Source organism: Salinicoccus jeotgali (assembly GCF_039538805.1).
Classification (GTDB): Bacteria; Bacillota; Bacilli; order Staphylococcales; family Salinicoccaceae; genus Salinicoccus; species Salinicoccus jeotgali.
Genome location: NZ_BAABCK010000068.1, coordinates 19,697 through 45,406 on the forward strand (window position 1 = coordinate 19,697; position 25,710 = coordinate 45,406).

24 protein-coding genes are annotated in these 25,710 nt (G+C 46.9%); 7 read left to right on the top strand and 17 right to left on the bottom strand.

What is annotated here, in order from left to right:
- Positions 1 to 253: 253 nt before the first annotated feature.
- Positions 254 to 943, top strand: coding sequence for a Crp/Fnr family transcriptional regulator (locus ABD734_RS10635; RefSeq protein ID WP_344704132.1), 690 nt, complete (start codon positions 254 to 256; stop codon positions 941 to 943).
- A 30-nt stretch (positions 944 to 973) separates the two neighbouring features.
- Here the strand turns inward: ABD734_RS10635 and ABD734_RS10640 are convergent, their stop codons facing one another.
- The 9 genes from ABD734_RS10640 to spxA form a co-directional block, all read right to left on the bottom strand.
- On the bottom strand, positions 974 to 1,546 hold the full coding sequence (locus tag ABD734_RS10640; protein ID WP_344704134.1) for a hypothetical protein: 573 nt from the start codon (positions 1,544 to 1,546) through the stop codon (positions 974 to 976).
- Positions 1,543 to 2,160: an SCO family protein gene (locus ABD734_RS10645; protein ID WP_344704136.1), complete on the bottom strand. Its 618-nt coding sequence runs from the start codon at positions 2,158 to 2,160 to the stop codon at positions 1,543 to 1,545. Before ABD734_RS10645 ends, ABD734_RS10640 begins: the two co-directional genes overlap by 4 nt.
- Positions 2,161 to 2,184: 24 nt before the next feature.
- Complete coding sequence (locus ABD734_RS10650; protein ID WP_344704138.1) at positions 2,185 to 3,828, bottom strand: cbb3-type cytochrome c oxidase subunit I; 1,644 nt, start codon at positions 3,826 to 3,828, stop codon at positions 2,185 to 2,187.
- 3 nt (positions 3,829 to 3,831) lie between these two features.
- Complete coding sequence (locus tag ABD734_RS10655) at positions 3,832 to 4,302, bottom strand: cytochrome c oxidase subunit II (RefSeq protein ID WP_344704140.1); 471 nt, start codon at positions 4,300 to 4,302, stop codon at positions 3,832 to 3,834.
- Positions 4,303 to 4,315: 13 nt separating this feature from the next.
- Complete coding sequence (locus ABD734_RS10660; protein ID WP_344704142.1) at positions 4,316 to 4,480, bottom strand: hypothetical protein; 165 nt, start codon at positions 4,478 to 4,480, stop codon at positions 4,316 to 4,318.
- Positions 4,481 to 4,957: 477 nt separating this feature from the next.
- The gene (pepF, locus tag ABD734_RS10665; protein WP_344704144.1) at positions 4,958 to 6,757 is read right to left on the bottom strand and encodes an oligoendopeptidase F; all 1,800 of its coding nucleotides are present in this window, start codon (positions 6,755 to 6,757) and stop codon (positions 4,958 to 4,960) included.
- A gap of 68 nt (positions 6,758 to 6,825) precedes the next feature.
- On the bottom strand, positions 6,826 to 7,782 hold the full coding sequence (locus ABD734_RS10670) for a competence protein CoiA (protein ID WP_344704146.1): 957 nt from the start codon (positions 7,780 to 7,782) through the stop codon (positions 6,826 to 6,828).
- 68 nt (positions 7,783 to 7,850) lie between these two features.
- Positions 7,851 to 8,501 (bottom strand): adaptor protein MecA, encoded by a 651-nt coding sequence (locus ABD734_RS10675; protein WP_344704148.1) that lies wholly within the window; start codon positions 8,499 to 8,501, stop codon positions 7,851 to 7,853.
- 170 nt (positions 8,502 to 8,671) lie between these two features.
- Complete coding sequence (gene spxA / locus ABD734_RS10680; protein WP_344704150.1) at positions 8,672 to 9,070, bottom strand: transcriptional regulator SpxA; 399 nt, start codon at positions 9,068 to 9,070, stop codon at positions 8,672 to 8,674.
- Positions 9,071 to 9,356: 286 nt separating this feature from the next.
- On the opposite strand from spxA, the gene trpS reads away from it, so the two are divergent.
- Positions 9,357 to 10,355 (top strand): tryptophan--tRNA ligase, encoded by a 999-nt coding sequence (gene trpS / locus ABD734_RS10685; RefSeq protein ID WP_344704152.1) that lies wholly within the window; start codon positions 9,357 to 9,359, stop codon positions 10,353 to 10,355.
- A gap of 85 nt (positions 10,356 to 10,440) precedes the next feature.
- Here the strand turns inward: trpS and fabF are convergent, their stop codons facing one another.
- The 7 genes from fabF to ABD734_RS10720 form a co-directional block, all read right to left on the bottom strand.
- A complete protein-coding gene (gene fabF, locus ABD734_RS10690) occupies positions 10,441 to 11,682 on the bottom strand; it encodes a beta-ketoacyl-ACP synthase II (protein ID WP_344704154.1) in 1,242 nt (413 codons plus the stop codon).
- Entirely contained in the window at positions 11,675 to 12,637 is a 963-nt protein-coding gene (locus ABD734_RS10695) for a beta-ketoacyl-ACP synthase III (protein WP_344704156.1), read from the bottom strand. The genes fabF and ABD734_RS10695 overlap by 8 nt, the downstream gene beginning before the upstream one ends.
- Positions 12,638 to 12,750: 113 nt before the next feature.
- Complete coding sequence (locus ABD734_RS10700) at positions 12,751 to 14,598, bottom strand: oligopeptide ABC transporter substrate-binding protein (RefSeq protein ID WP_344704158.1); 1,848 nt, start codon at positions 14,596 to 14,598, stop codon at positions 12,751 to 12,753.
- A gap of 285 nt (positions 14,599 to 14,883) precedes the next feature.
- Positions 14,884 to 15,966: an ABC transporter permease gene (locus tag ABD734_RS10705; RefSeq protein ID WP_344704160.1), complete on the bottom strand. Its 1,083-nt coding sequence runs from the start codon at positions 15,964 to 15,966 to the stop codon at positions 14,884 to 14,886.
- A gap of 15 nt (positions 15,967 to 15,981) precedes the next feature.
- Positions 15,982 to 16,944 (bottom strand): oligopeptide ABC transporter permease, encoded by a 963-nt coding sequence (gene opp4B, locus ABD734_RS10710; protein ID WP_344704162.1) that lies wholly within the window; start codon positions 16,942 to 16,944, stop codon positions 15,982 to 15,984.
- 7 nt (positions 16,945 to 16,951) lie between these two features.
- Positions 16,952 to 17,881: an ATP-binding cassette domain-containing protein gene (locus ABD734_RS10715; RefSeq protein WP_344704164.1), complete on the bottom strand. Its 930-nt coding sequence runs from the start codon at positions 17,879 to 17,881 to the stop codon at positions 16,952 to 16,954.
- Positions 17,881 to 18,927 carry an ABC transporter ATP-binding protein gene (locus ABD734_RS10720; RefSeq protein ID WP_344704166.1) on the bottom strand — a complete coding sequence of 349 codons (1,047 nt, stop codon included), beginning with the start codon at positions 18,925 to 18,927 and terminating at the stop codon, positions 17,881 to 17,883. Before ABD734_RS10720 ends, ABD734_RS10715 begins: the two co-directional genes overlap by 1 nt.
- A gap of 480 nt (positions 18,928 to 19,407) precedes the next feature.
- Here ABD734_RS10720 and ABD734_RS10725 point away from each other — a divergent pair, with 480 nt between their 5' ends.
- On the top strand, positions 19,408 to 19,605 hold the full coding sequence (locus tag ABD734_RS10725) for a DUF2929 family protein (protein ID WP_344704168.1): 198 nt from the start codon (positions 19,408 to 19,410) through the stop codon (positions 19,603 to 19,605).
- Between the two features lie 53 nt (positions 19,606 to 19,658).
- Here ABD734_RS10725 and ABD734_RS10730 read toward each other — a convergent pair whose 3' ends face one another.
- Positions 19,659 to 20,747 carry an NAD(P)H-dependent flavin oxidoreductase gene (locus tag ABD734_RS10730; protein ID WP_344704169.1) on the bottom strand — a complete coding sequence of 363 codons (1,089 nt, stop codon included), beginning with the start codon at positions 20,745 to 20,747 and terminating at the stop codon, positions 19,659 to 19,661.
- Positions 20,748 to 20,889: 142 nt separating this feature from the next.
- Here ABD734_RS10730 and ABD734_RS10735 point away from each other — a divergent pair, with 142 nt between their 5' ends.
- The 4 genes from ABD734_RS10735 to ABD734_RS10750 all read left to right on the top strand — a co-directional run bounded on the left by ABD734_RS10735 (position 20,890) and on the right by ABD734_RS10750 (position 25,696).
- On the top strand, positions 20,890 to 21,429 hold the full coding sequence (locus tag ABD734_RS10735) for a glycerol-3-phosphate responsive antiterminator (protein ID WP_344704171.1): 540 nt from the start codon (positions 20,890 to 20,892) through the stop codon (positions 21,427 to 21,429).
- 169 nt (positions 21,430 to 21,598) lie between these two features.
- On the top strand, positions 21,599 to 22,417 hold the full coding sequence (locus ABD734_RS10740; protein WP_344704173.1) for an MIP/aquaporin family protein: 819 nt from the start codon (positions 21,599 to 21,601) through the stop codon (positions 22,415 to 22,417).
- A 37-nt stretch (positions 22,418 to 22,454) separates the two neighbouring features.
- Positions 22,455 to 23,978: a glycerol kinase GlpK gene (glpK, locus tag ABD734_RS10745; protein WP_344704175.1), complete on the top strand. Its 1,524-nt coding sequence runs from the start codon at positions 22,455 to 22,457 to the stop codon at positions 23,976 to 23,978.
- 44 nt (positions 23,979 to 24,022) lie between these two features.
- The gene (locus ABD734_RS10750; RefSeq protein ID WP_344704177.1) at positions 24,023 to 25,696 is read left to right on the top strand and encodes a glycerol-3-phosphate dehydrogenase/oxidase; all 1,674 of its coding nucleotides are present in this window, start codon (positions 24,023 to 24,025) and stop codon (positions 25,694 to 25,696) included.
- The last annotated feature ends 14 nt before the right edge of the window (positions 25,697 to 25,710 follow it).

The window sequence follows — 25,710 nt, forward strand, 5'->3', positions numbered from 1 at the left end:
GTTAGGCGGACGAGCGAAAGTTAGATGCCTAATTCGCCTTCGTTGCCCGAACCAACGAGAGTTAGACACCCAATTCGCCTTCGTTGCCCAGACCAACGAGAGTTAGACGCCCAATTCACCTTCGTTCCCCAAACCAACGTGAGTTAGACGCCCAATTCGCCTTCGTTGCCCGAACCAACGAGAGTTAGACGCCTAATATCGGACGTTCTCCATTTATGCTATGATATAGTCACAAATAGAGAGGTGACACTTGATGCCGGCAAATGATTTGAAGCATCTGCTTTCACATATAGAAATCTTCCGGACTCTAACTGAAGAAGAACTGGAACTTATTATAAATATTACATCGCAGCGTCGATTTTACCGTAATTCACATATATTCCGCCAAGATGAACCGATGACCCATGTCTATTTCGTCTCGCACGGTAAAGTAAAGATCTATCGGACTGATGGGAGCGGCCGGGAACAGATTGTGAATTTTTTCCAGTCCGGCGAAATGTTCCCCCACCATGGCTTGTTCCGTAAAGACCTCTATCCTGCAAATGCTATAACGACGGAGAAATCAGAACTATTTTCCATCTCGAAAGAGAATTTCGAGGATCTGCTTATGGCCCATCCGGAAGTATCAATCAAAATGTTCCGTACCCTCGGCCAACTGATCGTCGATCTGCAGAAACGTCTGCAGGATAAAATATTCAAGTCAACCGACAAACAGATCCTCCTCCTGTTCGAGCGTCTCCTCGCCAACCATGGTGAATGGGTCGACGAAGAACGTACACGGCTACGTACAGACATGACAAAGCAGGATATCGCGAATATCATCGGCACATCGAGGGAGACTGTCAGCCGCAGCATCAGCACTTTCAAAAAAGAGAATATCCTTACAGAAGATGAAGCGGGCTATTACATCGTTCACCACCCCTCCTTGCACCTATACTTATAAAATGCATATGAACAACAAAACGTCCCCCACTCAGGGGGACGTTTTATCGTAATATTGGGATTGGTCTGTAAATAGCGTCAACACTATATACAAAATCAGGCATAGGCTGAAGAAAGCGAATCCCCAGCCGACCGTCTTCTGGTCGACCATCAGATAATTGTTGCACAGAGTGCTTTCATAGAATACATATAAGTAGCCCATGATGCTGAATATTACAGCGAGGATGATGAAGACGATGCTCTCAGTCGCCTTGCCGACCTTGGACCAACTATCCCGCAGCGGTACAGCAGCCAAGAAAGGGAGTGACACAAATTTAAACAGCTCCACTGTAAAAATTTCGAGTGATTCATCCATCGCCTTCGGGATCATCCAATATATCACGATCAGCAGAAACAAAATGATTCCGGGGATGCCGCTGCTGTTCCATTGATTGAAGAATGATCCGAAGTGTTTCTTAAAGAACGGATACATCAGTATTCCAGACACGAACAATAACGGCATCTGCATATGCATATGGAAAGCCATGATCGATTCCATCAGGAACCTGACAGGAGGCAGGGCCAAAAATATGAATAGGATCAAGCCATACCAGAATTGCTTCATGATGCTCCCCCCACCCTATGTTCCAATGCTTCCACTGCGGCATCCACGTCGCGATAATCCAATACTTCAAGCAAGCCCCCATCCGGTCCGATCAGATAAAATGATGTATTGTGTTGAAAATCGCTGTCGCCTTCTGGTATGACCGTCACGCCATATGTGTCGAGGGCGGCTTCAAGATCCTCTGATTCCGGGACACGGAGCATTCGCCACGTCTCCCCATCCGCATTGAAGTAATCGGCATACCGATCCAGTACCGGGACCGTATCACGCTCCGGGTCAAATGACATGCTGAGGAAGACAAGATCGTCCTTATGCTTCACAGCATCCAATTTTTCATATACTTCCTGCATGCTCGCTTCCATGCGTGGGCATGCAGTAGAACATGAGGTATAGATGAATGTCATCAATATGTGCTTGCCTTCGAAATGATCGAACGGATAAGTCCGTCCTTTATTATCCATCACTTCGATATCTGGAAAGTCGGGTTTCTCACTCTTCAATGATTCGATGCGTTCAGCCTCGATCGTATAGATCCGGAAGCCATCCGTCGAGATGCCGAACAGAAGGCTCGCGAGCACAAGGATGACGATGATCGAAATGATATCTTTTTTCATGATTGCCCCCTCCTTTCCGGATATTTACCAGGTCCTGTGCGGTGGAGATCCTGGAGGCGCATTCTGGATGAGGTCGACCAGCGGAACGATGTAGCCCATCGAGATGATGAGTATCGCCACGATGACCCACAGACCCCAGTTCTCAGTCCACTTCGGTGTAGGATGCGCATTATCTTCAACTTTGGAATTCATGAACGGCGTCTTCCCTTCCGGTGCGAAGAACATCAGGTGGATGACGATATAGACGATCAGCACTGCGCCCATGAAGAGCAGTATGCCGCCTGTGGCTATGAAGGTCAGATAAGGCTCCCAGCCAAGGGCCATGCTGTTGTCCCCGTAAGTGGTATAAGAAGTCCGTCTCGGTGCCCCGAAGAGGCCGACCATATGCATGACTATAGCCATCAGCACCATGCCGATTGTCCATAGGGCCGTCTGGAACATTCCCAGGTGATGGATGAACGGCGTCAACACCCGGCCTGAGAGATGTGGAATGAGCCAGAAGATGAGGCCAAAGAAGGACATCACGACTGTAACGCCTACTGTAATATGGAAGTGTCCGACTACCCAAAGTGAATTGTGGACCACCTGGTTAAGCTGGTTGTTGGTCTGCGCGATGCCGCCGGCACCACCGATGATGAAACCAATCATCGCAATCATGATGGTCAGGAACCTGACATCGCCCCATGGCAATACCCACAGCCAGCCGAGGAGTCCGCGTCCGCCTCTTTTCCGTCCTGTCCGCTCAAGCATCGCAAACATCGCGAAAGCAGTCATCAATGATGGGAAGGCGATGGAAAGACTCATGAATACATGCATGAATTTAAGCCCTTCGGAAAAAGCCGGATCCACAATCTGATGGTGGAACCCACCCGGCACATTGAGGATGACGACCAGGATGACGACCATTCTGGCGAGCGAATCGCTGAATAGGCGGCCGCCGATGATTTTCGGCAATGTCACATACCAGATTGAAATGGCGACGAGATACCAGACGTTGACGAGTGTATGGCCAAAACTCCAGAACAGGGTGCGGCTAAGCATGACGTTGATCGTCTCCGTCCATCCGAATGCCCAAGGGATGAGCATCAGGACTTCCATCGTCACCCCAATCGTCCCGATAATGACCAAGGTGTAGATGCCGACTGCGAAGAATGCAAGGAGAGGCAGATGTTGCCCTTTATTCCGCTTCTTCCATTGGAAGGCACTGATGAAAATACCCAGGCCCGCCAGCCAGATGCACAGTACGACGAACACCAGACCGATGTAGAACCATGGGGAAGCCTGCAACGGTGGGTAGAAAGTATACATGACCGTCGCTTCGCCGGCGAGCACCATGGAAACGACGAGCACTGCTCCGACCAGGAAGCTCGCCAAGCTCGACCAGCCAAGTATACGGACCGTCTTCGACAAGCCGCCGAGTACATGGTTGACAGCTGCATATAGGTAACCGTTGGTGAATAATGTCGTAAAGGCGAGGATCAGCAATATGCCGTGCAGGGTAAGGACTTCATAATAATTGAACTCAGCCGGCAGTTCGAAAAGCCCACCTCTATTCAACCCCTGCAGCAATCCGAGTGTCCCACCGATCAGCAACATGATGAAGGCCAGGAAAAAGTGGACCAGCGGAAGACGGTTCTGTTTCATTTTCGAATTTAGTGTCTGTGTCATGATCTATTCCTCCACTTTAATGTTGGCAGACATCATCTGATGCCCGGTGCCGCAGTATTCATTGCAGATCATGATGAATTCCTCAGATTCATTGAATGTCTGGGTAATGCGCTGGATCTGCCCTGGGACCACCATCGTATTCAAGTTCGTATGTGGTACATTGACGCCGTGGATGACATCTTTTGAAGTCATGATAAAGGTCACTTCCGCGCCTTTTGGTACAGTGATTTCACTCGGTTCGAATGCAAACGCCTGAAGCGTCATCACTACCTCATATTTGTTGTTGCCGACTTCATAGACGCCTGGATTATCAAATGGTGCCGTCTCTTCAACTTTTTCCGGGTCAATCGTCTCCTTGTGGCTCGGTGGGGCCATTCCTTGTGCAAATGCCTGATAGCCGGTGATAGCCATCGATATGACAAGTATGGCCACTCCGATGACTAGCCATATTTCTTCAAATTTATGAATTTTCATCTCTTCATCCCCCTTAATATCTCATGATGTAGATCATCAACAATAGAATCATCACAAGGGCGATTGTGCCGCCCACAAATACCACTGTTGAAAACAGCGTACCCTTCAAGGACTCCATTTCTTCGTCCGTTTGTTCATAAACTGTATTGAACGGTGGTTTTCTGTATTTCTGCTTCATATCGAAGTCTCCTCTCTCCATTGAAATAGCTGTCCGTCTGACTTGGTTTCAATTATAGGTGAGAGTGGACATTTTTAACGTGATATATATCACGGATAGCCAGGACGAATTTGTGACAGTTGTTGTTCATCCATCCTTCATGCGTTTTTGCCAATAAAAAAACACGGAATCCAAAAGGATTCCGTGCTTCATATATATTATTATCTTTTTTTAAAAAAAAGCAGCACACCTTCTTTAGTGTGCTGCTCAAACAAAGGGGATGGGAGAAATTTTTCACTGTTACAACAAAGGGGTATGTTTCAGTGAGAAAAATTCCATATACGTAATATACCACGGTTAAAGGCCTCAAACAACATTTTGCATGTCTTTTCACAATATAGACAAAATGAAAACGTATTCAGATTATACTTGTACAATTTTCGTCTACATGTCTACACAATTAAAGAAATCCGAACCTCAAAGGTTCGGATCCCATCATCATATTTCCTTGAGCAGTGCCTCGAACTGATCGAGCTGTGATTCGAATACTTTCATCGCGTTCTCAACTGGTTCAGCTGTCGTCATATCAACTCCTGCATTCTTGAGGACGTTGATCGGGTAATCTGAAGACCCCTTCTTCAGGAATTCATTGATATAGCGCTCAGCTGTCTCAGACCCTTCCTCAAGTACTTGCTTCGATAGGCTGGCTGCAGCTGCGTAACCTGTAGAATACTGATAGACGTAATAGTTCATATAGAAGTGCGGGATGCGTGCCCACTCTGCTTCAATATATTCATCGTACTCCATCACGTCCCCGAAGTATTTGCGGTTGAGCGCCCCGTATACTTCGTTGAGGCTTCCGGCAGTCAGCGGTTCGCCCTGTTCTTTCATAGTGTGGATTTTGTGTTCGAATTCAGCAAACATGGTTTGCCTGAATACTGATCCCTTGAAACCTTCGAGCTGCTCATTCAGTAGATAAAGTTTTTTCTTTTTATCCTCAAGGTTCCTGAACATGTAATCTGCAAGCAGCGCCTCATTGAAATTACTCGCAACTTCGGCGATGAATATGGAGTAGCCGGACATGTTAGATGGCTGGTTCTGCCTGCTGTAGTAACTGTGGACACTGTGGCCGAACTCATGGGTCAAGGTGAACAGGTTGTTGACATTATCCTGCCAGTTCATGAGGATGAAAGGATTTGTGCCGTAAGTGCCGGAAGAATAGGCGCCGCTTCTCTTGCCTTTATTTTCATAGACGTCGACCCAGCGGTTCTCCAAACCTTCCTTGACGATGCCCACATACTCTTCGCCCATCGGTTCTAATGAATTGAGCATCCATTCCTTCGCTTCCTCATACTCGATCTTGAAATCGACATCTTTCACCATCGGTGTATAGACATCATACATCTTCAACGTATCGAGTCCGAGCAGCTGCTTGCGCAGTTCAGTATACCGATGCAGCAGATGCAGATGCTCATTGACGGTCGTCACCAGGTTATCGTACACTTCCTCCGGAATGAAGTTGTTGGAGAGTGCCTGATGCCTTGCCGATTCATAGCCGCGTGCCTGGGCTTCGAAGACATGTGTGGAGACGACACCCTGCAATGTCTGGCTCAATGTATTCTTGAATGAACCGTAAGTCTTATACAAGTTTTCATAGGCTGATTTGCGCAGTTCACGGTCGCTTGATTTGAGGAGATCGATGTAGGTCCCCTGTGTGAGTGTATGCGCATTTCCCTCAGCATCAATCGCATCCGGGAATTCAAGATCAGCATTATTGAACATGCCGAACGTCGACGTCGGGTTGGAGAGCACTTCTCCTGCCTGCGCCATAAGTTTCTCTTCTTTGTCGCTGAGTATATGTTCCCGCTTCCTGTTCAATTTCTCAAGGTCGAAGGAGAACTCGGAGAGACGCTCATCCTGGCGCCATTCTTCTAATGTATCTTCGTCAATCTGCAGGATTTCAGGCACCAGGAAACTCCACGCCGTATTGAATTTGACGACCAGTGTGCGCGCTTTGGCTTCCATGCCGCTATAAGTGTCATTCGATGTGTCCTGGTCATGCTTAAGGTGCGAGTAGACGAATAATTTGCCTATCTCCTCCGTCAACTCCCGCTGGGTATGAAGCGCTTCTGATAGTTTTTCCAGGGAACCAATGCCCCCTTCGAACTTCTCCGCTTCATCAAGTCTGCCTTCTAGTTCTTTATACTTCTCTTCGAATGCATCATCCGACTCGAAGATGTTTCCAAGATTCCATGTATACTTCTCCTGTTGTTCTTCACGTGTTATTACTTTTGCCATTCTGTACCCTCCAATTTTCAGATAGTCTAATTTTCTCAATATTGCGTATAAATTTCAAGTCTCGAAACTTATTGTGAATTGTATAACGTCTTATAATCGATAAGCAGCCTGTGGATCACCTGCTCGCTTTGAGGTGTCCCCTGGATTTCCCGCAGACGTATGAAGCGTCTGAAACCATCAATCGTAAAGCCTCCCCGCTCCAGGACATACATCAGATACAGTTTCCATTCGAGGGGACTGTTCATGATCCAGCGCTCGGATTCTGTAATGTACAGCAAGTGCTTCGGCAAATCATTCGGGTTGAGCCCAAGCTGATAAATATATGTAAGAGTAGGATTCAAACGACTTTTCTGCCGGCGTTCATGTTGGATGAGCCGTTTGATATCCTGTTCATTCATCTTATGCGTCTGGTGGGGTGTCAAATTATGCTCAGAAAGCAATGCTTCCGCATCCATGTCCTCTACACTGAACAGCCATCGGCCTGCACCGATGTGATGATGCAGTACCCATTTCTTTAATTGTCTATTTGTCCCCTGATAAGTAAACAAGGCACCATGGAATTGTGTCGACAACTGGAAATGAGTTGGAATAACATGAATCCCATTGACACGAAGTGCCATCTCATCAAGCAACCATATGACGTCCATGCCGAGCGTATGGTATCCTTTTGAACGTTCGATGATGAGCATGGGAGAAATCGCAGAATATTGGATTTCGATGGCGCGCTTCCCTACAAGCAGGTCTGGAATCTGTTCTATTTCAGCCAGGTAATATTCCATTGTGACTTTATGATTTCTACTCAGTGTAAGATAAAGTTCATGTTTTGCTGATAAATGTGCCAGTGATTCCTTTTTGTAGAGATGGCGTATGCAGTCTACTATGCGATGGTGGGAGAAATGGTGTGTCTTTACATTGCCTGATTTCAATACGACCCGCTCCAGGCAGACCGGACAGAAATATTTCCTGTTCTTTACCGCTTCACTCGCAGTGACGTTGCCGCCGGTTTCATCGTGGGCTATAAACATAAAAAAACCTCCTCATCTATATATATGGATGAAAAGGTTAAAAATGATTTATTTTAGATACAGATAATTTAATTTTCTTGAAAAACTTTTCTTACTTTGCCCCTGACGTTCATGCTCATGATGATCTTGCCATATTCTTCTACAATAAGGCTGGATGTTTCAGCAGGTGCGCTATACTCGAGGAGTTTTGCTTCAATCCGCTCTGTGTCCATATACTCCATACGGTGGTCGAAGAATATTTGATAGTAATATCTGCCTTCATGGACGATAAGTAGATCTTCATACTGTGTTTCATCCACTTCGACTTCGTAAGAATACTTGATGAGGTCTTCCAAGTCTGCAAATCTAACCATTACGGGTTCCTTCGTTGTCGGAATGGTCTGGTCCTTCTCTCCTGAAATGTTTTCCAGGAATGATTCAACATCTTTATTATTTATATCCATAGGGTTCTGCTCCATTGAGAATGGTTTATCATCCTGAGATTTGGACACGACCACTTCGATTCCTTTGTCATAGGCATGCACTTGAATCCATAGCGGCCCGTCCATTGAAAATTCTTCTTCATGCTCGTGGTTCACTTCATCCATGATTGACCAGAAAAATTCTTCTCCGCGCTTGCGGTTCAACCATAGATCTTCTTTATCATAGCCGCGTTTTTCGATGTCCTGATAGGTGATGAAAAATTTGATCGTCGATTCATCAATTCTTTCAATCCTCATACTCCCACTCCTCTCCATAAAGTATGGTCTTACTTATACTATACCTTAATGTGCTAGGGTAAAACCACTTTTGGAATTGTCATATCATTATACGCCAAAATACCCACAGTTTTCAAACAATCTGCGGGCATAGCACTTTAAGTATATGACTGATCTCGAGTGCTCTTTTTTTAGAGTTCGGCGAGACGTTTTGCTTCCTTGAGGTGGAATGTCCTTACCTTACGTGGAAGGAAACGACGTATTTCATCTTCGTTATAGCCGACTTGGAGACGTTTCTCATCCATAATAATAGGTCTTCTCAACAGACCAGGGTTATCCATAATCAATGTATACAATTCCTGCATCGGCATAGTATCGATATCCACATTGAGTTTCTGGAATGTTTTAGATCTGGTCGAAATGATTTCATCCGTTCCATCTTCAGTCATGCGAAGAATCGCCTTAACCTCCTCCAATGTGAGAGGTTCAGAAAATATATTTCTTTCAGTATATGGAATTTCATGTTCTTGTAACCATGCTTTCGCTTTACGGCATGATGTGCAGCTTGGAGAAGTAAATAATGTTACCATGGGGCTCACACTCCAATTTCAAAAGATTTGTAATGCTAGTCTTTACCCGGTTCCGTTATTTTTTAATCCTAATTGATTAAATTTAATGGGAAACCGACTTCAACTTCATCTACACTTTGTATTATACTGCACGAACATTAAAATAAAATGAGAATTCCTTAATAATCACACAAATTTTCAATTAATTTATGATGTTTTTATATTTATACAAGACTATTTGCTTTATTGCAAGCAACCGAGAAGTCTATTATTATAGGAGTAATGACTAACTTAAAGGTGATGACACATGAAAACATTATTTTCCGGCGTCCAGCCGAGTGGGATTCCCACAATCGGCAACTATATCGGCGCATACAAGCAATTCGTCGAGTTGCAGGATGAATATGATGCGTATTTCTGCATCGTCGACCAGCATGCCATAACCGTGCCCCAAGACCGTCTTAAACTGCGGGATAATACAAAAAAACTCGCAGCGATCTATCTGGCTTCAGGACTCGATCCGGAGAAGATCACATTGTTCATCCAGAGCGAAGTGCCAGCCCATGCGAAAGCAGCATGGATGATGCAGTGCGTCGGATATATCGGGGAACTTGAGCGTATGACACAATATAAAGATAAAGCACGTAAACAAAACCAGCGCGACGGCATCAGTGTAGGTCTTCTTACATATCCTTCACTGATGGCTGCTGATATTCTGATCTATGGAACCGATATCGTACCGGTCGGGGAAGATCAGGGCCAGCATCTTGAACTCACCCGTACACTCGCGGAACGTTTCAACTCAAAATACAATGATGTCCTGACCGTACCTGAGGTCAAGCACCCGGAATACGGAGGCCGCATCATGAGCCTGAACGACCCTACCAAAAAAATGTCGAAAAGTGACGACAACCAAAAAGGGTTCATATCGCTTCTCGATGACCCTAAGGCAGCTGCCAAAAAGATACGCAGTGCCGTTACAGATTCAGGCAGCGACATAAAGTACGATAAGGAAAATAAACCGGGCATCGCAAACCTTCTGACGATCTATACCTCCCTGACCGACAAAAGCATCCAGCAATTGGAGCAGGAATATGCAGACAGCAATTATGGTACATTCAAATCGGATCTCGGGGAAGTGGTGGAGCAGTTCCTCATCGAATTCCAGGAGAAGGTCAACCATTACCTTGAAAGCGGTGCGCTTGATGACATCCTTGATGAAGGTGCCGTGAAAGCATCGCGCAAAGCGGATAAGATGGTCGCTAAAATGGAACGGGCCATGGGTCTCGGCAGAAAGCGGAAATAAATCTCATCATCTCCATACAAAGTGCTTCACCATAGCATATAAAAGCGCCTCCCTTCATGAAGGGAGGCGCTTTTATAATTAAACATCAGTCTACATACTTTTTGAACACAAGGCTTGCGTTATGCCCACCGAAACCGAAGCTGTTGGAAATTGCATATTCCAAATCTGCTTCCACCATGCCCTGAGAGACATAGTTCAAGTCACATTCAGGATCTGGTGTGTCCAGATTGATGGTCGGATGGACTTTGCCTTCTCTCAGGCTGAGCACTGTAATGATTGCTTCCATGCCGCCTGTCGCTCCGAGTAGGTGACCAGTCATGGATTTCGTGGAGTTTACGAGCAGCTTATCTGCGTGCTCTCTAAATACCGAACGGATCGCCATCGTTTCGAACAAGTCGTTGTATGGTGTGCTTGTACCATGTCCATTGATATAGTCGATCTGTTCCGGTTTCAAGCCTGCATCTTTCATCGCTTCCTGCATTGCACGCGCTCCACCTTCTCCACCTTCAGCCGGTGCTGTAATATGATGGGCGTCGCCAGTTGTACCGTAGCCGACTACTTCACCATATATTGTGGCGCCACGCGCTTTGGCATGTTCCAATTCTTCCAGCATGACGACACCTGCCCCTTCGCCGATGACGAAACCATCACGGTCCTTGGAATAGGGCCTGGATGCTTTGTCCGGATCTTCTGCAGTCGTCAATGCCTTATTGGCCTGGAAGCCGGCGATGCCCATACGGGTGATCGGTGCTTCAGTACCGCCTGTGACCATCGCATCAGCCTGGCCGCGTGCGATGAACTTGAACGCTTCACCGATCGAGTTCGTACCTGTCGCGCATGCCGTGACCGTTGCCCCGTTCGGTCCCTTCAAGCCATGCTTGATGGACACCTGGCCGCTTGCCATGTCCGGGATCATCATCGGTACGAAGAACGGGCTCACCCGGCGTGGTCCTCGTTCATACAAGACTTTAAAGCCATCTTCCAGAGCCTGGATGCCGCCGATGCCGGAACCGATCCAGACACCGATGCGTTCACGGTTGTCGTCTGTAATGTCGAGGCCGCTGTCTGCGACCGCTTCATCAGCAGCCACCATGGCATATTGGGTGAAGCGATCCATGCGGCGCGCTTCTTTCCTGTCCATATAGTCTTCTACATTGAAATCTTTCAGTTCTCCTGCCACATGGACATTATATTCGCTGTTGTCTATTCGTGTAATCTTATCTATCCCATTTACTCCCTTTAGGGCATTCTCCCAGGTTTCAGGCGCTGTATTCCCAATCGGCGTCAGCGCTCCAACCCCTGTTACAACTACTCTTCTCTTATCCATGAGTCTCCTCCTTATTATCTCCCCAGGTCAGGCAAATTGCACCCCAGGTCAGCCCGCCTCCGAAGCCGACCAGTACGAGGGTGTCTCCGTCCTTTATCTTACCATTTTTAACTTCATGATGGATACTTAACGGTATTGAAGCGGCTGAAGTGTTGCCGTACCTATCAACTGTTACACTCATACGGTCTTCAGGCAGCCCCATGCGTTCGCGTGCAGCATTCATGATGCGTATGTTGGCCTGATGCGGCACCAGCATATCAATATCTTCCTTAGTAAGACCTGCTTTTTCGGTAACGTTGACACTCGATTCTCCCATCTGTCTGACCGCAAATTTAAATACTTCGCGGCCGTTCATCCGGATGTCGCCGGTGTCTTCGTCATCGTACAGATAAGAACCGCCTTTACCGTTGCTGCCGAGTTCAAAGGAGCGTATGCCATATCCTTCGGACACTTCCCCCATTACTACAGCACCAGCTCCGTCGCCGAAAAGCACTGCAGTGGAACGATCGTCGAAATCGGTGATGTTGGATAGCTTATCTGCTCCGACCACCAATACATTTTTATATGTGCCGGTTTCGATGAACTGACTGGCTGTCACCATGGCATAGATGAATCCAGTGCACGCAGCGAGCTGGTCCATTGACGGTACCGCTTCAAGCCCTAGCTTATTTTGGATTGTCGTCGCTACCGTCGGAAATTTATGATGTCCGGTCGATGTCGCAACAATGACCAGATCGATGTCTTCCTTGGCGACTCCGGAGTTTGCTATCGCCTCCTCCGCTGCTTCATACGCCATATCACTCGTTTCCATTCCTTCAGCAAAACGCCGTTCTTTTATACCTGTCATTTCTGTAATCCATTCATCTGATGTATCCAGAATTTTTTCGAAATCATGATTGGTGAACACTTTTTCCGGCACGTAGGTTCCGAGCCCCAATACGCCAACATTTTTCATTAGACCACACCTTATACTCTCATATTATAACTAGGTACTAATTTATCATAATGAATTATTCTGCACAACAAAAATGCACCCATGCTCTGCATGGGTGCTACCTGGGTGCAACCTTATTCAGTTACGCCCCATTTGTACGGAAGTGTCTCTTCATCGTATCCTAGTTCAATACCGAAGTTTGTAACCCTCTCATTGACAGGTACGACATATGCCCTATAAAGAGTCGGTACGACCGGCATTTCCTCGACCATAAGTGCTTGCCATTCGTTGTAGATTTCTTTCCTCTTCTCTACATCAAGTGCATCAGGCGAGTTGCCATCTTCCATCAACTTAGTGCTTTCTTCAGTTTCGTAACGTGGATAGTTGAATGCCACATCCGGGCCATACAGGCCATACGGGTCTACATCAGAGCCTACGCCCCATGCACCTTGGTAGATGTCGACTTCAGGATCGTCGTTTTCAAGCATGTCGTAGAATGTATTGAATTCTATCAGACGATCATTTGTCAGACTGACGTTCAAGCCGATATCCTTCCAAGATTGGATGTAGTAGTTTGCGAGCGGTTCAGCAGTGTCTCCACCGGACATTGAAGCGAAGTTCAATTCGAGTGGTTCGCCTTCTGGTGTTTCACGGAAACCGTCATCGTCTGTATCTTCATAGCCTGCATCATCCAGAATCTGTTTCGCTTTTTCAGGATCATATTCTGGTGTTTCGATGCTGTCATCGTGCCACTCAGCGTGGTAAGGCGTGATCAGTGTAGTTGCTTCCCAACGAAGGCCGTTGTAGAAACGTTTACCTACAGCTTCATTGTCCATCGCGTGCCACATCGCGCGGCGCAGTTCTTTATCGCCGACTTTGGATTCTTCAGGTTTGTAGTCCACTTTACCTTCTTCTTCGTTCCACTCACCGAGCTTGAAGCCGATATAAGTGTAGGCACCATCGATATTGGCAAGCCACTCGACACCGTCCATCTCAGCTACGTCCGGATATTGGTCGGTCGGGAAGTTGATTGCATAGTCTACTTCACCTGTTTCAAGAGCATTGGCGATTGATGAAGGTGATACAACACTCAACTCAAGACCTTCAAGGTTTGGTTCACCTCTCCAATAATCTTCAAACTTACTCATTACGATCGATTCTCCAGGTGTAATGGAGTCTACTTTATATGGCCCAATGCCAAGTGGGTTTTCGCGTGTTTGAGGTGCTTCAGCCATATCTGCAATCTCAACGCCTTCGTAGTGGTGCTCAGGCATTGCGTAGTACCAGAAACCGCCCGCTGTAAGTGATGGTGCGATTTCCTTATATGTGAATACAGCAGTCTGATCATCGATTACCTCGATGCCTGAAATGGAGTCTGCATCTCCTGCTTTATACTCATCATAGCCTTCAATCAGAGTGAATCCATCGGTTGCACCGCGGATACCCGGATAGTCAGGATGACCGATGACTTCGTATGAGTATACATAATCATCTATTGTAACTGGTTCCCCATCATGCCATTTGACGCCTTCTTCCATTGTGAACGTCACTGTCTTGTCGTCTTCATTGACTTCAAAGTTCAATGCCCCGTCATTTGTAAACTGGAAGTCTTCATCCATTGTAAGCAATGGTTCATCAAACAATCCCAATACTTCAGCATCTGGATTACCTTGATACAAGTTCCAGTTCAATGTGCCTTCAAAAGGCGTATCTGAAGTCAGACCGACTTTCAGTGTGCCTTCCCCAGTTGCTTCTCCATCGTTGGAGACAACTTGGTTGAAGTCTTCATAATTATATACTTCTCCAGACTCCCCTTCTGCCTCACCTTCATCTTTCGATTCTTCTGATGAGCCTTCAGAACCGGAGTCGCCGGAGTCTTCTGACGTTTCTTCTTCCGATGATCCCCCGCCGCATGCAGCAAGTGCCAATACAAGTACCAGCATCATGAAGAACATCAATTTAGACCATGAATATTTCCCCATCTTATTTCCTCCCTATTGATGAAATTAAAACAATATATACTCAGTTCAGCTCTGGGCTGAATCTTAGTATCAAAAATGCCATGCATTCGTGGATATGTAATGTAATCCATCCACAATATTATCACAATTGTCAGAAATATCAACGACTGTCAGTTAAAGTTTTCCATTATAAGTGTATTATTGCATTAATTTTTTCGTCTTTTGAAAATTTTCTGTTAAGTTTTTGAAATCGCTTACAAGTATATTGAAACTTAACCCCCAAACTAATGGGGGTAGAGCCTAACATTATGCTTTACGTTGTCTTGCATCTCCAGCGCGTCTCATCGCTTCTCCTATATTCCGCACGCATAGCATCAGAACCAGAATCATGATGGCAGCCGGTACCCATATCCAAGGTCTATGCTGGAGTGTCTGGGAATTGGTTGCATAGGCCATCAGTGTTCCAAGTGATGGGTAATCTTCCGGAAATCCGAATCCGATGAAAGATAACCCTGATTCAATCCCGATATTTGCTGCCAGAGACAGCGTGCCATTGACGATGATGATACCGACAAGGTTCGGGATCAGCTGGGTAAAGACGACTTTCATGTGGGAACTGCCAAGCGTCTTAGACGCGTTGATATAGTCGAGCTCCTTTTCCTGCATGGCCAATGAACGCACCAGCCTAGCTGTGCCTGTCCATAGGAATGCCGCCATTATAAAGGAGAATGAGAAGATGTCATAGGATGGCGAAATCGTTACAAATACGATGATGATCATCAGGAAAGGCAGTACCATGAAAAAGTCTACAACACGCATCATGGCGTTATCAATCTGGCCTGCAAAGTATCCCGATACCACTCCATAGACGACACCGAAACCAACACTCATCAAAGTGACCAGCATACCGATCGCCAATGAGTTCCGTGTCCCTATGATCAATTGGCCAAAAATGTCCCGTCCGCCATAATCGGTTCCAAGCCTGAACATATCATTCGGCGGCTCATTGATGGCGAAAAGGTCGACCGTGACGATTTCCTGACGGTTCAGGAACATCGTCAGACCAAACACATAGGCGGTGATGATGACGAATAGGATCAGTGAAAAGAGCGCGAGCTTATCTGCAATCACTTCCTTCATGATCACTTTCCACCCGGGCGGACTCTTGGGCAGATTTTTGGAGTCCAGTGCCCCGTGTCCCGCCGCCCCATGCGGGATGTCTGCCTTGACTGTCATGTCCATATCGCCCTTTTCGTATTCATGGGCTTCATCATCATGCGCTTCGAACGGATCTCCCTGGACCGGACGCTCTTCTCTTGGGTCATTATTCAAGCGGGACTCTTCATTTTCATGATCTATATTTTTATTGTAGTTATCTTTATTAGCCAATTTTTACGCTCCTTCCTATTTTATTCGGATCCTAGGATCAACGATGCTCAAAATGATGTCGGACAACAGCGCACCTAAGATTGCCAGGATGCCGTAGAACAGGATCAGAACATTCGCTACACTGAAGTCGCGTGTCGAGATGGAATCCAGGAACAGCCGGCCCATGCCAGGGTAGCTGTAGATCATTTCGATGAAGATTGAACCGCCGAGAAGGGCCACAATCTCATAGCCGAAGAATGCTGCGATCGGCAAGATTGAGTTTCTGAAGATGTGTCTATTGTAGACGGACGATTCTTTCACACCTTTCGCACGCGCAAGTATGATGAAGTCTTTCTGCTTCGTTTCTATGATGCCGCTCCTCAAGTACTGCACTGTGCCGACGAGCCCGATCAGTGCTATTGCGAAACTCGGCAGTACGAGGTGGTTTATCTTGCTCAGTATATAATCTATCGAACCTGGTTCAAGCCCTGGGCCGACTGAACCGCCGGTTGGGAACCAACCGAGGCTGTAACCGAACAACCATAGGATGACCAGACCGAATATGAACTGTGGTGTAGCAAATCCGAGGTATGTATACCCGGTGATTGTATTATCAAGGAGAGAATCATTGTAGCGTCCTGAAACGAGACCGAGCGGCAAGCCGATCAAGTAGATCAGGATGGTGGAGAACAGTGATAACCATACTGTGTTCATCAACCGGTCCCCTATGACGTCCATGACAGGTCTCTGGTGGAATATCGAAGTTCCGAAATCTCCCTGGAACATGGCGAATATCCAGTCCCTGTATTGGATGTGCCAAGGGTTATCAAGTCCAAGCTCTTCCCTTTTGGCCTGGATGGCCTCTGCAGGGATGTTCGGATCAAGCAGACCTGAGAGTGCATCCCCCGGCATGAGCGAACCAAGAAAGAATACGAGGATGCTCAAAATGATCAGCTGCGGGAAAGTGATCAGCAACCGTCTAATTGTAAATTTCAGCATATATTCATCAACCTTTCACCGGTAGCGCAACTCTGTGCGTCTTTGAAATGGACTGCAGCGGGAAAGCCCGACCTTCTTCGTCGAGGTTTTCGTCGAAATTCTGATCGTACTCTTCTTTGATCTTCTGGCGCAGGGCCAAATTCCTTTCCACTTCATCCACGTCCGTATCAGGAATCGCTGCAATCAGCCGTTTCGTATAGATGTGCTGAGGGTTGCTGAAGATTTCTTCAGTCGTGCCCTCCTCTACGAGACGACCATGGTACATGATGCCGATATGGCGGCACATATGGCGGACTACTCCCAGATCATGGGCGATGAACATCATCGTCAAGTCCATATCCTTTTGGATGTCCTGCATGAAGTTGAGCACTTGGGCCTGTACGGACACATCCAGTGCCGACACAGGCTCATCTGCAATGATGAGTTTAGGGTTCAATGCAATCGCCCGGGCCACACCAATCCTCTGGCGCTGTCCACCCGAGAATTCATGCGGATACTTATAAAGCGAGCCTGGTGGCAGGCCGACCCGGTTCAACAGGCCGAGGACTTCGTTGATCAGTTCTTCCTTCGACCTTTTATGGTAGTTCTTGATGGGCTCTGCCACTATATCGAAAACGCGTTTACGCGGATTCAATGAAGAGTAGGGATCTTGGAATATCATCTGGATATCATCACGCACATTCACTTTACGGCTCTTTTCGTTAAGCTTCTGGCCATCAAAATAAATTTCTCCGGCGGTAACGTGGTTAAGGCCCATGACCGCCTTGCCAGTCGTAGTCTTGCCTGAACCCGACTCACCGACTAGACCATATGTCGTACCTTCCGGTATGCTGATGCTGACGCCATCAACTGCTTTGACATAGTCTTTGACCGTATTGAAGAACCCACCCTTTATCGGGTAGTGGACTTTCAGATCTTTTATCTCCAGTAGATTCATTACACATTTCCTCCCCGGGTGGCCATTTCATACTCACGCTCATCAATGTCTACATAAGTTTCCCCTGCCCCTTCCAGGCTGAAGTTCTTATAGCATGTGCAACGTACATGATGGCCTGGTGCGATTTCACGTAACTGTGGATTGTATTCGTGCTCTGAAGCAGGAACCCAAGGAATGCGCGGCGCAAACCGGCAGCCTGTGCGGTCCATCTTGTCGAGTGCAGGGACGACGCCCTGGATGACATGCAGCTTCTTACCGAGCATATCTTCAGTCGGCAAGGAATTGAGCAGCGATTTCGTATAGGGATGCTGTGGATTCTTGAACAATTCCCTGACAGGCGCCACTTCAACGATCTGACCGGCATACATAACTGCGACACGGTCCGCCATTTCTGCGACGACACCGAGGTCGTGTGTGATGAGTAGGACACCTGAATTCAATTCTTCCTGGAGTTCCCTGATGAGGTCCAATATCTGGGCCTGGATTGTGACGTCAAGTGCCGTAGTCGGCTCATCCGCTATCAGCATCTTCGGACGGTTTGCAATGGCGATGGCGATGACCACACGTTGGCGCATACCACCCGACAATTCATGGGGATAGGCTTCTCCCACCCTTTTTGGCCGCGGGATTCCCACTCGGTCAAGCAGTTCTATAGCATATGATTCCCTTTCATTCTTTGGTTTGGTGTTATGTATCTTCAGTGTTTCGATAATCTGCTGTTTGACCTTCATAAGCGGATTCAATGCTGTCATCGGATCTTGGAAGATCATAGCCATATCGCCACCGCGTATTTTATTCATTTTACCTTCATTTTGTTTCAGCAAATTCCGACCAAGAAAATTCACTTCCCCTTCCATGCGTGCTTTAGTATGAAGCCCCATAAGTGAAAAGGCCGTAGCACTCTTACCCGAGCCTGACTCGCCTACTAACGCAAGCACTTCATTCGGTTTAATATTCAATGAAACATCGTCTACTGCCGGAAAGTATTCGCCGCCTATTTTAAAGGCAGTTGTAAGATTTTTGACCTCTAACAAATTTTCAGACATTCTATTTCACCCATTCTTCCTCTGTTTCATAATGTACTCCATATCGCTTTACTGCTTTTGTGACCTTAAATCTGAGGCTGCTGGAGATCGACTCGCAGTGGCTTATATCCATCAATCGCAAACATGTAATATTATTCCGGATAAATAATACTTGTTCTGTAGCAATAAATGGCAGATTTTGTGTCTCTAGTACTATTGTAAGTTTCTATATTTCAAAACGCAATAACCATTTTTTGAATTGTAGCAATTTTTAACTATTTCCAAGAGTTAAATATACACTAGAAAATAATGCTTTTCAACTGTATTTAAATAAAAACCAGCAAATTATGAAATCGCTTTCAATAAAGTGTATTTCTGTCTATAGATTTAATATTTTATGAAAATAAAATTCAAAGGAATATTTTCGATAGATTGCCACTATACATGTAATTCCATTTAAGGTATCATTAAAATATATAAATTTGTAGTGGAGGCAGGACCATGAAGTATCTTATCAGTTTTATCTGGGCTCTAATGTTAACCCAGATGGTTAACTTCGTAATCAACAGCCTTGGCGGCGGTGGCCCACTGAATGTCTGGAGCGGTTTACTGCTTGCAGTGATCGTCACGCTGACAATCTTTGTTCTGGATTTCATGCTCAAACCTGAAGATACCGACGAAGTACAGCATAACCATTAATCACCATAAAAAACGACCTGCCATATACGGCAGGTCGTTTTTTATGCTTCCATTCAAATTCTGAGACTGAATGCTTCCGTCTCCTCAACCAATTTTGCGACCAATGACTTTACCGGCAACTGGCGCGCCATATTCTTACCCTGACCGGCAAGCAGCATCGCATACTCGGTAGAGCCCGCTGTCTTTGAAGCGTCTTGGATGGGCTGGGTCAATTTTCTATGCACAGGATACTCGACCACGTGCTCATCATGTTCGGTCATTTCCTGTATAAACCGGTTCTTGACTGCCCGCGCCGCACGTCCTGTGAACAGACGCGTCAAAACTGACGGTGTATCGCGGTCTTTTGAGAGCGCCTGCTTATGCACTTTATGTGCCCCGCTTTCTTCTGCAGAGAGAAATGCCGTACCAAGTTGGACACCTGAAGCTCCAAGAATACGTGCAGCCGCTATCCCCCGGCCATCCATGATACCTCCTGCCGCAATAAGTGGGATATTGGTGTGATCTTGTGTTTCCGGGATTAAGGTCATCAGACCATTCAAGCTGTCTTCAACACCCTTCAGGAAAGATCCACGGTGCCCGCCCGCTTCAGCGCCTTGCATGACAACCGCATCAAATCCTGCACGTTCGATTTCCTCTGCTTCACTGACGGTGGTGGCAGTAGCGAGTACAACAATGCCTGCTTCCTTCAACCGTTCGATATGACGATTATCCGGAATCCCGAATATAAATGAGCAGACCGGAACCCGGTCTTCAATTACAGCATCAATCTGCTGCTCGAAGCGTAACTCAACCGACTCAGGTGTCGCCGGGGTGACTGGCTCTTGTTCAATCCCCAATTTATCATAGACCAGCTTCAGCGTGTCAAAAGCGCGCGCCATATCTGCGGTCGTCACTTGGAAGTCCCATGGAACAAAAAGGTTCACTCCAAACGAATGCGTAGTCTTCTTTTTAACTTGCCGGATCAGCTTGCTAAGTGCCGGTGCTTCGAGGCTACCGCCGCCAATCATGCCGAGTCCGCCTGCATCAGACACCCCGGCCACCAGCTCCGCTGTTGTGATGCCTCCGGCCATCGGGGCTTGGATTATCGCATGTTTTATCCCAAGCATTTCCTTTAGCATCGCATTATCACGTGTATCAATCATTTATCAGCCCTCCTGGCAGTTGCCTGAAATGTCTTTACGTCATACTTTGACTGTCTATACCCCGTTTTAGTGCCTACTATACAATAGTGGACCAATACTTTATCATTAACGCAATACCAATTTTTTATTGAAGGGGGAAAATATGAAGATTCTTCCAGCAATCCGCTCCTTAAAAGATTTTGAAAAACTGATTGGAAGTCCCTATAGATCATGCGTCGTATTGGATATCCATATCGGCCATCTCGACAGTCATATCCGCACCATCAAAAGTCATGGATTCGAGGTCTATCTTCATCTGGATCTTATAAAAGGTTTGGCCGTCGACACCGCTTCCCTTGAATACATCCATCAGAAATATAAGCCGACCGGCATCGTGACCACACGGGGGAGGATCGTCAAAAAAGCACGGCAGCTAGGCATGAAGACCATCCTGCGTGTCTTTGCCATCGATTCTTCGGCCATAGAAAAAAGCATCGAACTCATCGATCAATGTCACCCCCATCTGATAGAGGTGCTGCCCGGGGTCGTGCCAAAAGTCATCCACCTCTTCAAGCAGGAGGTTGCGGCCGATGTCATCGCCGGCGGACTGATTGAAACGCAATCCGAAGTGGATGATGCCATTATGGCAGGTGCCAGCTATGTCACGACAAGCAAAACTTCCCTGTGGTTCGATAATATATGAATACGTCTCCAACAAATAAGTTGACACTTCCGGCTCATTAGGGTAATTTTAGAAGTAAGTTAATATGACACGGAGAAAAAGAGCCCACATCTGTAGCTTTTGACATAGCTACCAGTGTGGGTTTTTTTATGTTCTATTAATGAATTCGACAAACGAAGGAGTGGAAGCAATGAATGAACTCGTTGCAGAATTTGTAGGTACAGCCATATTGATCATTTTTGGGGGAGGTGTTGTCGCCAACGTCACTCTGAAGGGGACTAAATCAAATGGCGCCGATTGGGCAGTTATAGCATTCGGATGGGGATTTGCCGTAACATTCGCCGTCTATGCCATCGGACAGTTCTCAGGAGGTCACATCAACCCTGCAGTAACCCTTGGCTTCGCCGTCGCCGGCGCATTCCCATGGGCCCAAGTCATCCCTTATATGATCGCCCAAGTACTCGGTGGCCTACTCGGAGGCATCATCGTTTGGCTGCATTTCATGCCGCACTTCAAAGCAGAAGAAGATGCCATGACGAAATTGGATGTATTCTCTACATCCCCGGCTCTACCGAATTATGTCGCAAACTTTGCGAGTGAAATCATCGGCACTTTCATACTGGTCATGGGACTGCTCTTCATTGGGGCTAATGACTTTACAGAAGGGCTTAATCCACTGATCGTCGGTTTCCTGATCACCGCAATCGGGCTGAGTCTCGGTGGCACAACGGGCTACGCAATCAACCCGGCACGTGACCTTGGCCCGCGTCTCGCCCATTTAATTTTGCCGATACCCGGCAAACGTGATTCCAATTTCCGCTATGCAGCCGTACCAGTTGTTGGACCTTTGGCTGGCGGTGCACTTGGAGCTGCGGTCTATAACAGTGTTTTCCTAGGAAAATCCGATATTTTTCTTTTCTTAGCTATTATCGCCGTTGTTTTGGTTCTCGTTTCAGGGGTATTTCTTAATAAGAGCATCCTTAAGGATGATGCAGCTAAGATGATGTAGTAATACGCAATATATACTCATATAAAGGGGTTTTATAATGGAAAAGTATATTATGTCACTCGATCAGGGGACAACAAGCTCGCGAGCCATCCTTTTTAATAAGGAAGGTGAAGTCGTCGCTACAAGTCAAAAGGAATTCAATCAATATTTTCCGCAATCCGGTTGGGTGGAGCACAATGCCAATGAAATATGGAGTTCCGTACTCTCGGTTGTAGCAGGTGTTCTATCAGAAAACGACATTAAAGCAGAACAAATCGAAGCAATAGGCATCACCAACCAGCGTGAGACTACAGTCGTATGGGATAAGAATACGGGACGCCCCATCTACAATGCGATTGTCTGGCAATCTCGCCAGACCGCTGAAATATGCGATGAATTGAAGGGACAGGGACATGAAGAGCTGTTCAACCGTAAAACCGGATTGCTGCTCGATCCCTACTTCTCAGGAACCAAAATAAAATGGATATTAGATAATGTCGATGGTGCCCGTGAAAAGGCTGAAAATGGCGAACTGCTCTTCGGCACGATTGATACATGGCTCATCTGGCGTTTTACAGAAGGCGAGACGCATGTAACTGATTATACGAACGCCAGCCGTACGCTGCTCTACAATATACATGAGCTTGAATGGGATAAGGAACTGCTTGATATAATCGAAGTACCTGAAAGCATGCTGCCGGAAGTGAAGTCTTCCAGTGAAGTATATGGCAAGACCACCAAAAACCATTTCTTTGGTCAGAATGTACCGATTGCCGGAGTCGCAGGTGACCAGCAGGCAGCGTTGTTCGGTCAGACATGCTTCAATAAGGGAGATGCCAAAAACACATATGGCACAGGGTGTTTCCTGCTTATGAATACTGGAACCGAAGCGATACAGAGCGACAACGGATTATTGACCACCATTGCATATGGATATAACGGAGAAGTCAAATACGCATTGGAAGGTTCCATATTTGTTGCAGGTTCGGCCATCCAATGGCTAAGGGACGGACTACGCATGTTCAGTGACTCCAAACAGTCCGAATCCTATGCAAATGCAGTTGAGTCCAATGGTGGTGTATATCTCGTTCCGGCCTTCACAGGTCTCGGGGCACCGTATTGGGACTCAGAAGCACGGGGTGCTGTATTCGGGCTAAGCCGTGGCACAGAAAAAGAGCATCTTGTTCGCGCCACACTCGAATCCCTCGCCTACCAGACGAAGGATGTCCTGGACGCAATGCAGAAAGACTCGGGCATTGATCTTGAAACATTGCGCGTCGATGGTGGCGCGGCAGCAAATGATTTCCTCATGCAGTTCCAATCTGATATTCTCGGCACCCCGGTAGAACGTCCGGAAGTGCTCGAGACCACTGCCCTCGGTTCTGCATATCTTGCCGGCCTAGCAGTAGGTTTCTGGGATTCCACCGATGAGATCAAATCTGTTTCTGATACTGACAGCGTATTCGAGGCTAATATGGAACAGGAAGAACGTGAATCACTGTATGATGGCTGGCAGCATGCTGTCGCTGCCACCCAGGCATTCAAACCTAAACAAGGTACAGCAGAAGACGACACAGAATAGAACAGTCACCAGTCTTTACTTCAATCAATATAGGAGGTAAATCAATGTTTAATACTTTAACGCGTAAAGATCAGCTTCAGCATATGGAAAAAGTCGATTATGATATCGTGGTAATCGGCGGTGGCATCACAGGGGCAGGCATCGCCCTGGATGCTGCCAAACGCGGCATGAAAGTCGCACTTGTCGAGATGCAGGACTTTGCAGAAGGCACAAGCAGCCGCAGCACGAAACTTGTGCATGGTGGTTTGCGCTACTTGAAACAGTTCCAGGTCGGCATCGTACGTGAAACGGGGCTTGAGCGTGCGATCGTCTATGAGAATGGACCGCATGTTACTACACCGGAATGGATGCTGCTCCCTTTCCATAAAGGGGGTACTTTCGGCAAAACGACTACAAGCATCGGTCTCCGTGTCTACGATATGCTGGCAGAAGTCAAAAAGAACGAACAGCGTAAGATGCTCAGCGTCGACAAAGTTCTGGAAAAAGAGCCCCTCGTCAGACAGGAAGGTCTGCTCGGTGGTGGGTATTACGTCGAATATAAGACCGATGATGCACGCATGACACTTGAGGTCATGAAAAAGGCAGCGGAATTCGGCGCTGATCCAATCAACCATGTGAAAGCCGCAGGCTTCGTCTACGATAATGGTAAAGTAGTCGGCATCCATGCCGAAGATAACATCGGCGGAGGCACCTACCAGATTCTCGGCCGCCGTGTGATCAACGCCGGCGGGCCTTGGGTTGATGAAGTCAGATCGATGGACACTGTTTCAGAAAAGGGCAAAAAGCAACTCTATCTTTCAAAAGGTGTCCACCTGGTCTTCAGTCAGGAAGATTTCCCGCTCCGCCAGGCAGTCTATTTCGATGCAAAATCTGATGGCCGTATGATATTCGCAATTCCGCGCGACGGTAAGACCTACGTCGGCACGACCGATACCCATTATGAAGGGGATAAGCAAAATCCAGTTGCAGATGAAGATGACCGGAAATATGTTCTGGATGCTGCAAACTATATGTTCCCGGGGCTTGACCTCGATGAATCGAACATCGAATCCACTTGGGCCGGCATCCGCCCGCTCATCCTTGAAGAAGGAAAAGACCCTTCAGAAATTTCTCGTAAAGATGAAATATGGGAAGCAGAGAGCGATCTGATTACAATCGCAGGTGGAAAACTCACTGGATACAGGCATATGGCTGAGGAAATAGTCGACCTTGTCGCTAAGCGCCTATCGAAGGAATATGGGCTGAAGTTCAACAAGGCCGATACAAAAAATCAGCCAATGTCAGGAGGAGATGTCGGTGGCAGTGAAGGTTTCGATGATTACGTCGCTCGAATTGCAGAACGTGCCCCATCGTATGGCCTCTCCATAACGAATGGACAGCGTCTCGCAAACCATTACGGCAGCAATACAGAGCACCTCTTTGAAATTGCCGGTGGACTTGGTGAAGCGTCCGATCACTATAATCTGCCAAAAGATGTGCACGCACAAGTCATCTACAGCATACAGCATGAGATGGCAAACACCCCTCTCGACTATTTTGTCAGACGTACCGGCGACTTGTACTTCGAGATTGCACAAGTCGATAAATATAAAGATGGTGTCATCGAACTGATGGCTGATATATTGGATTATGATGAAGACAGAAAGAAAAAATATGCTGAAGATCTGGAACAGGCTTGCCGCGAAGTAAGGGGCGAGACCTCAGTAGGAATGGCATAACATAAATAGGGCCC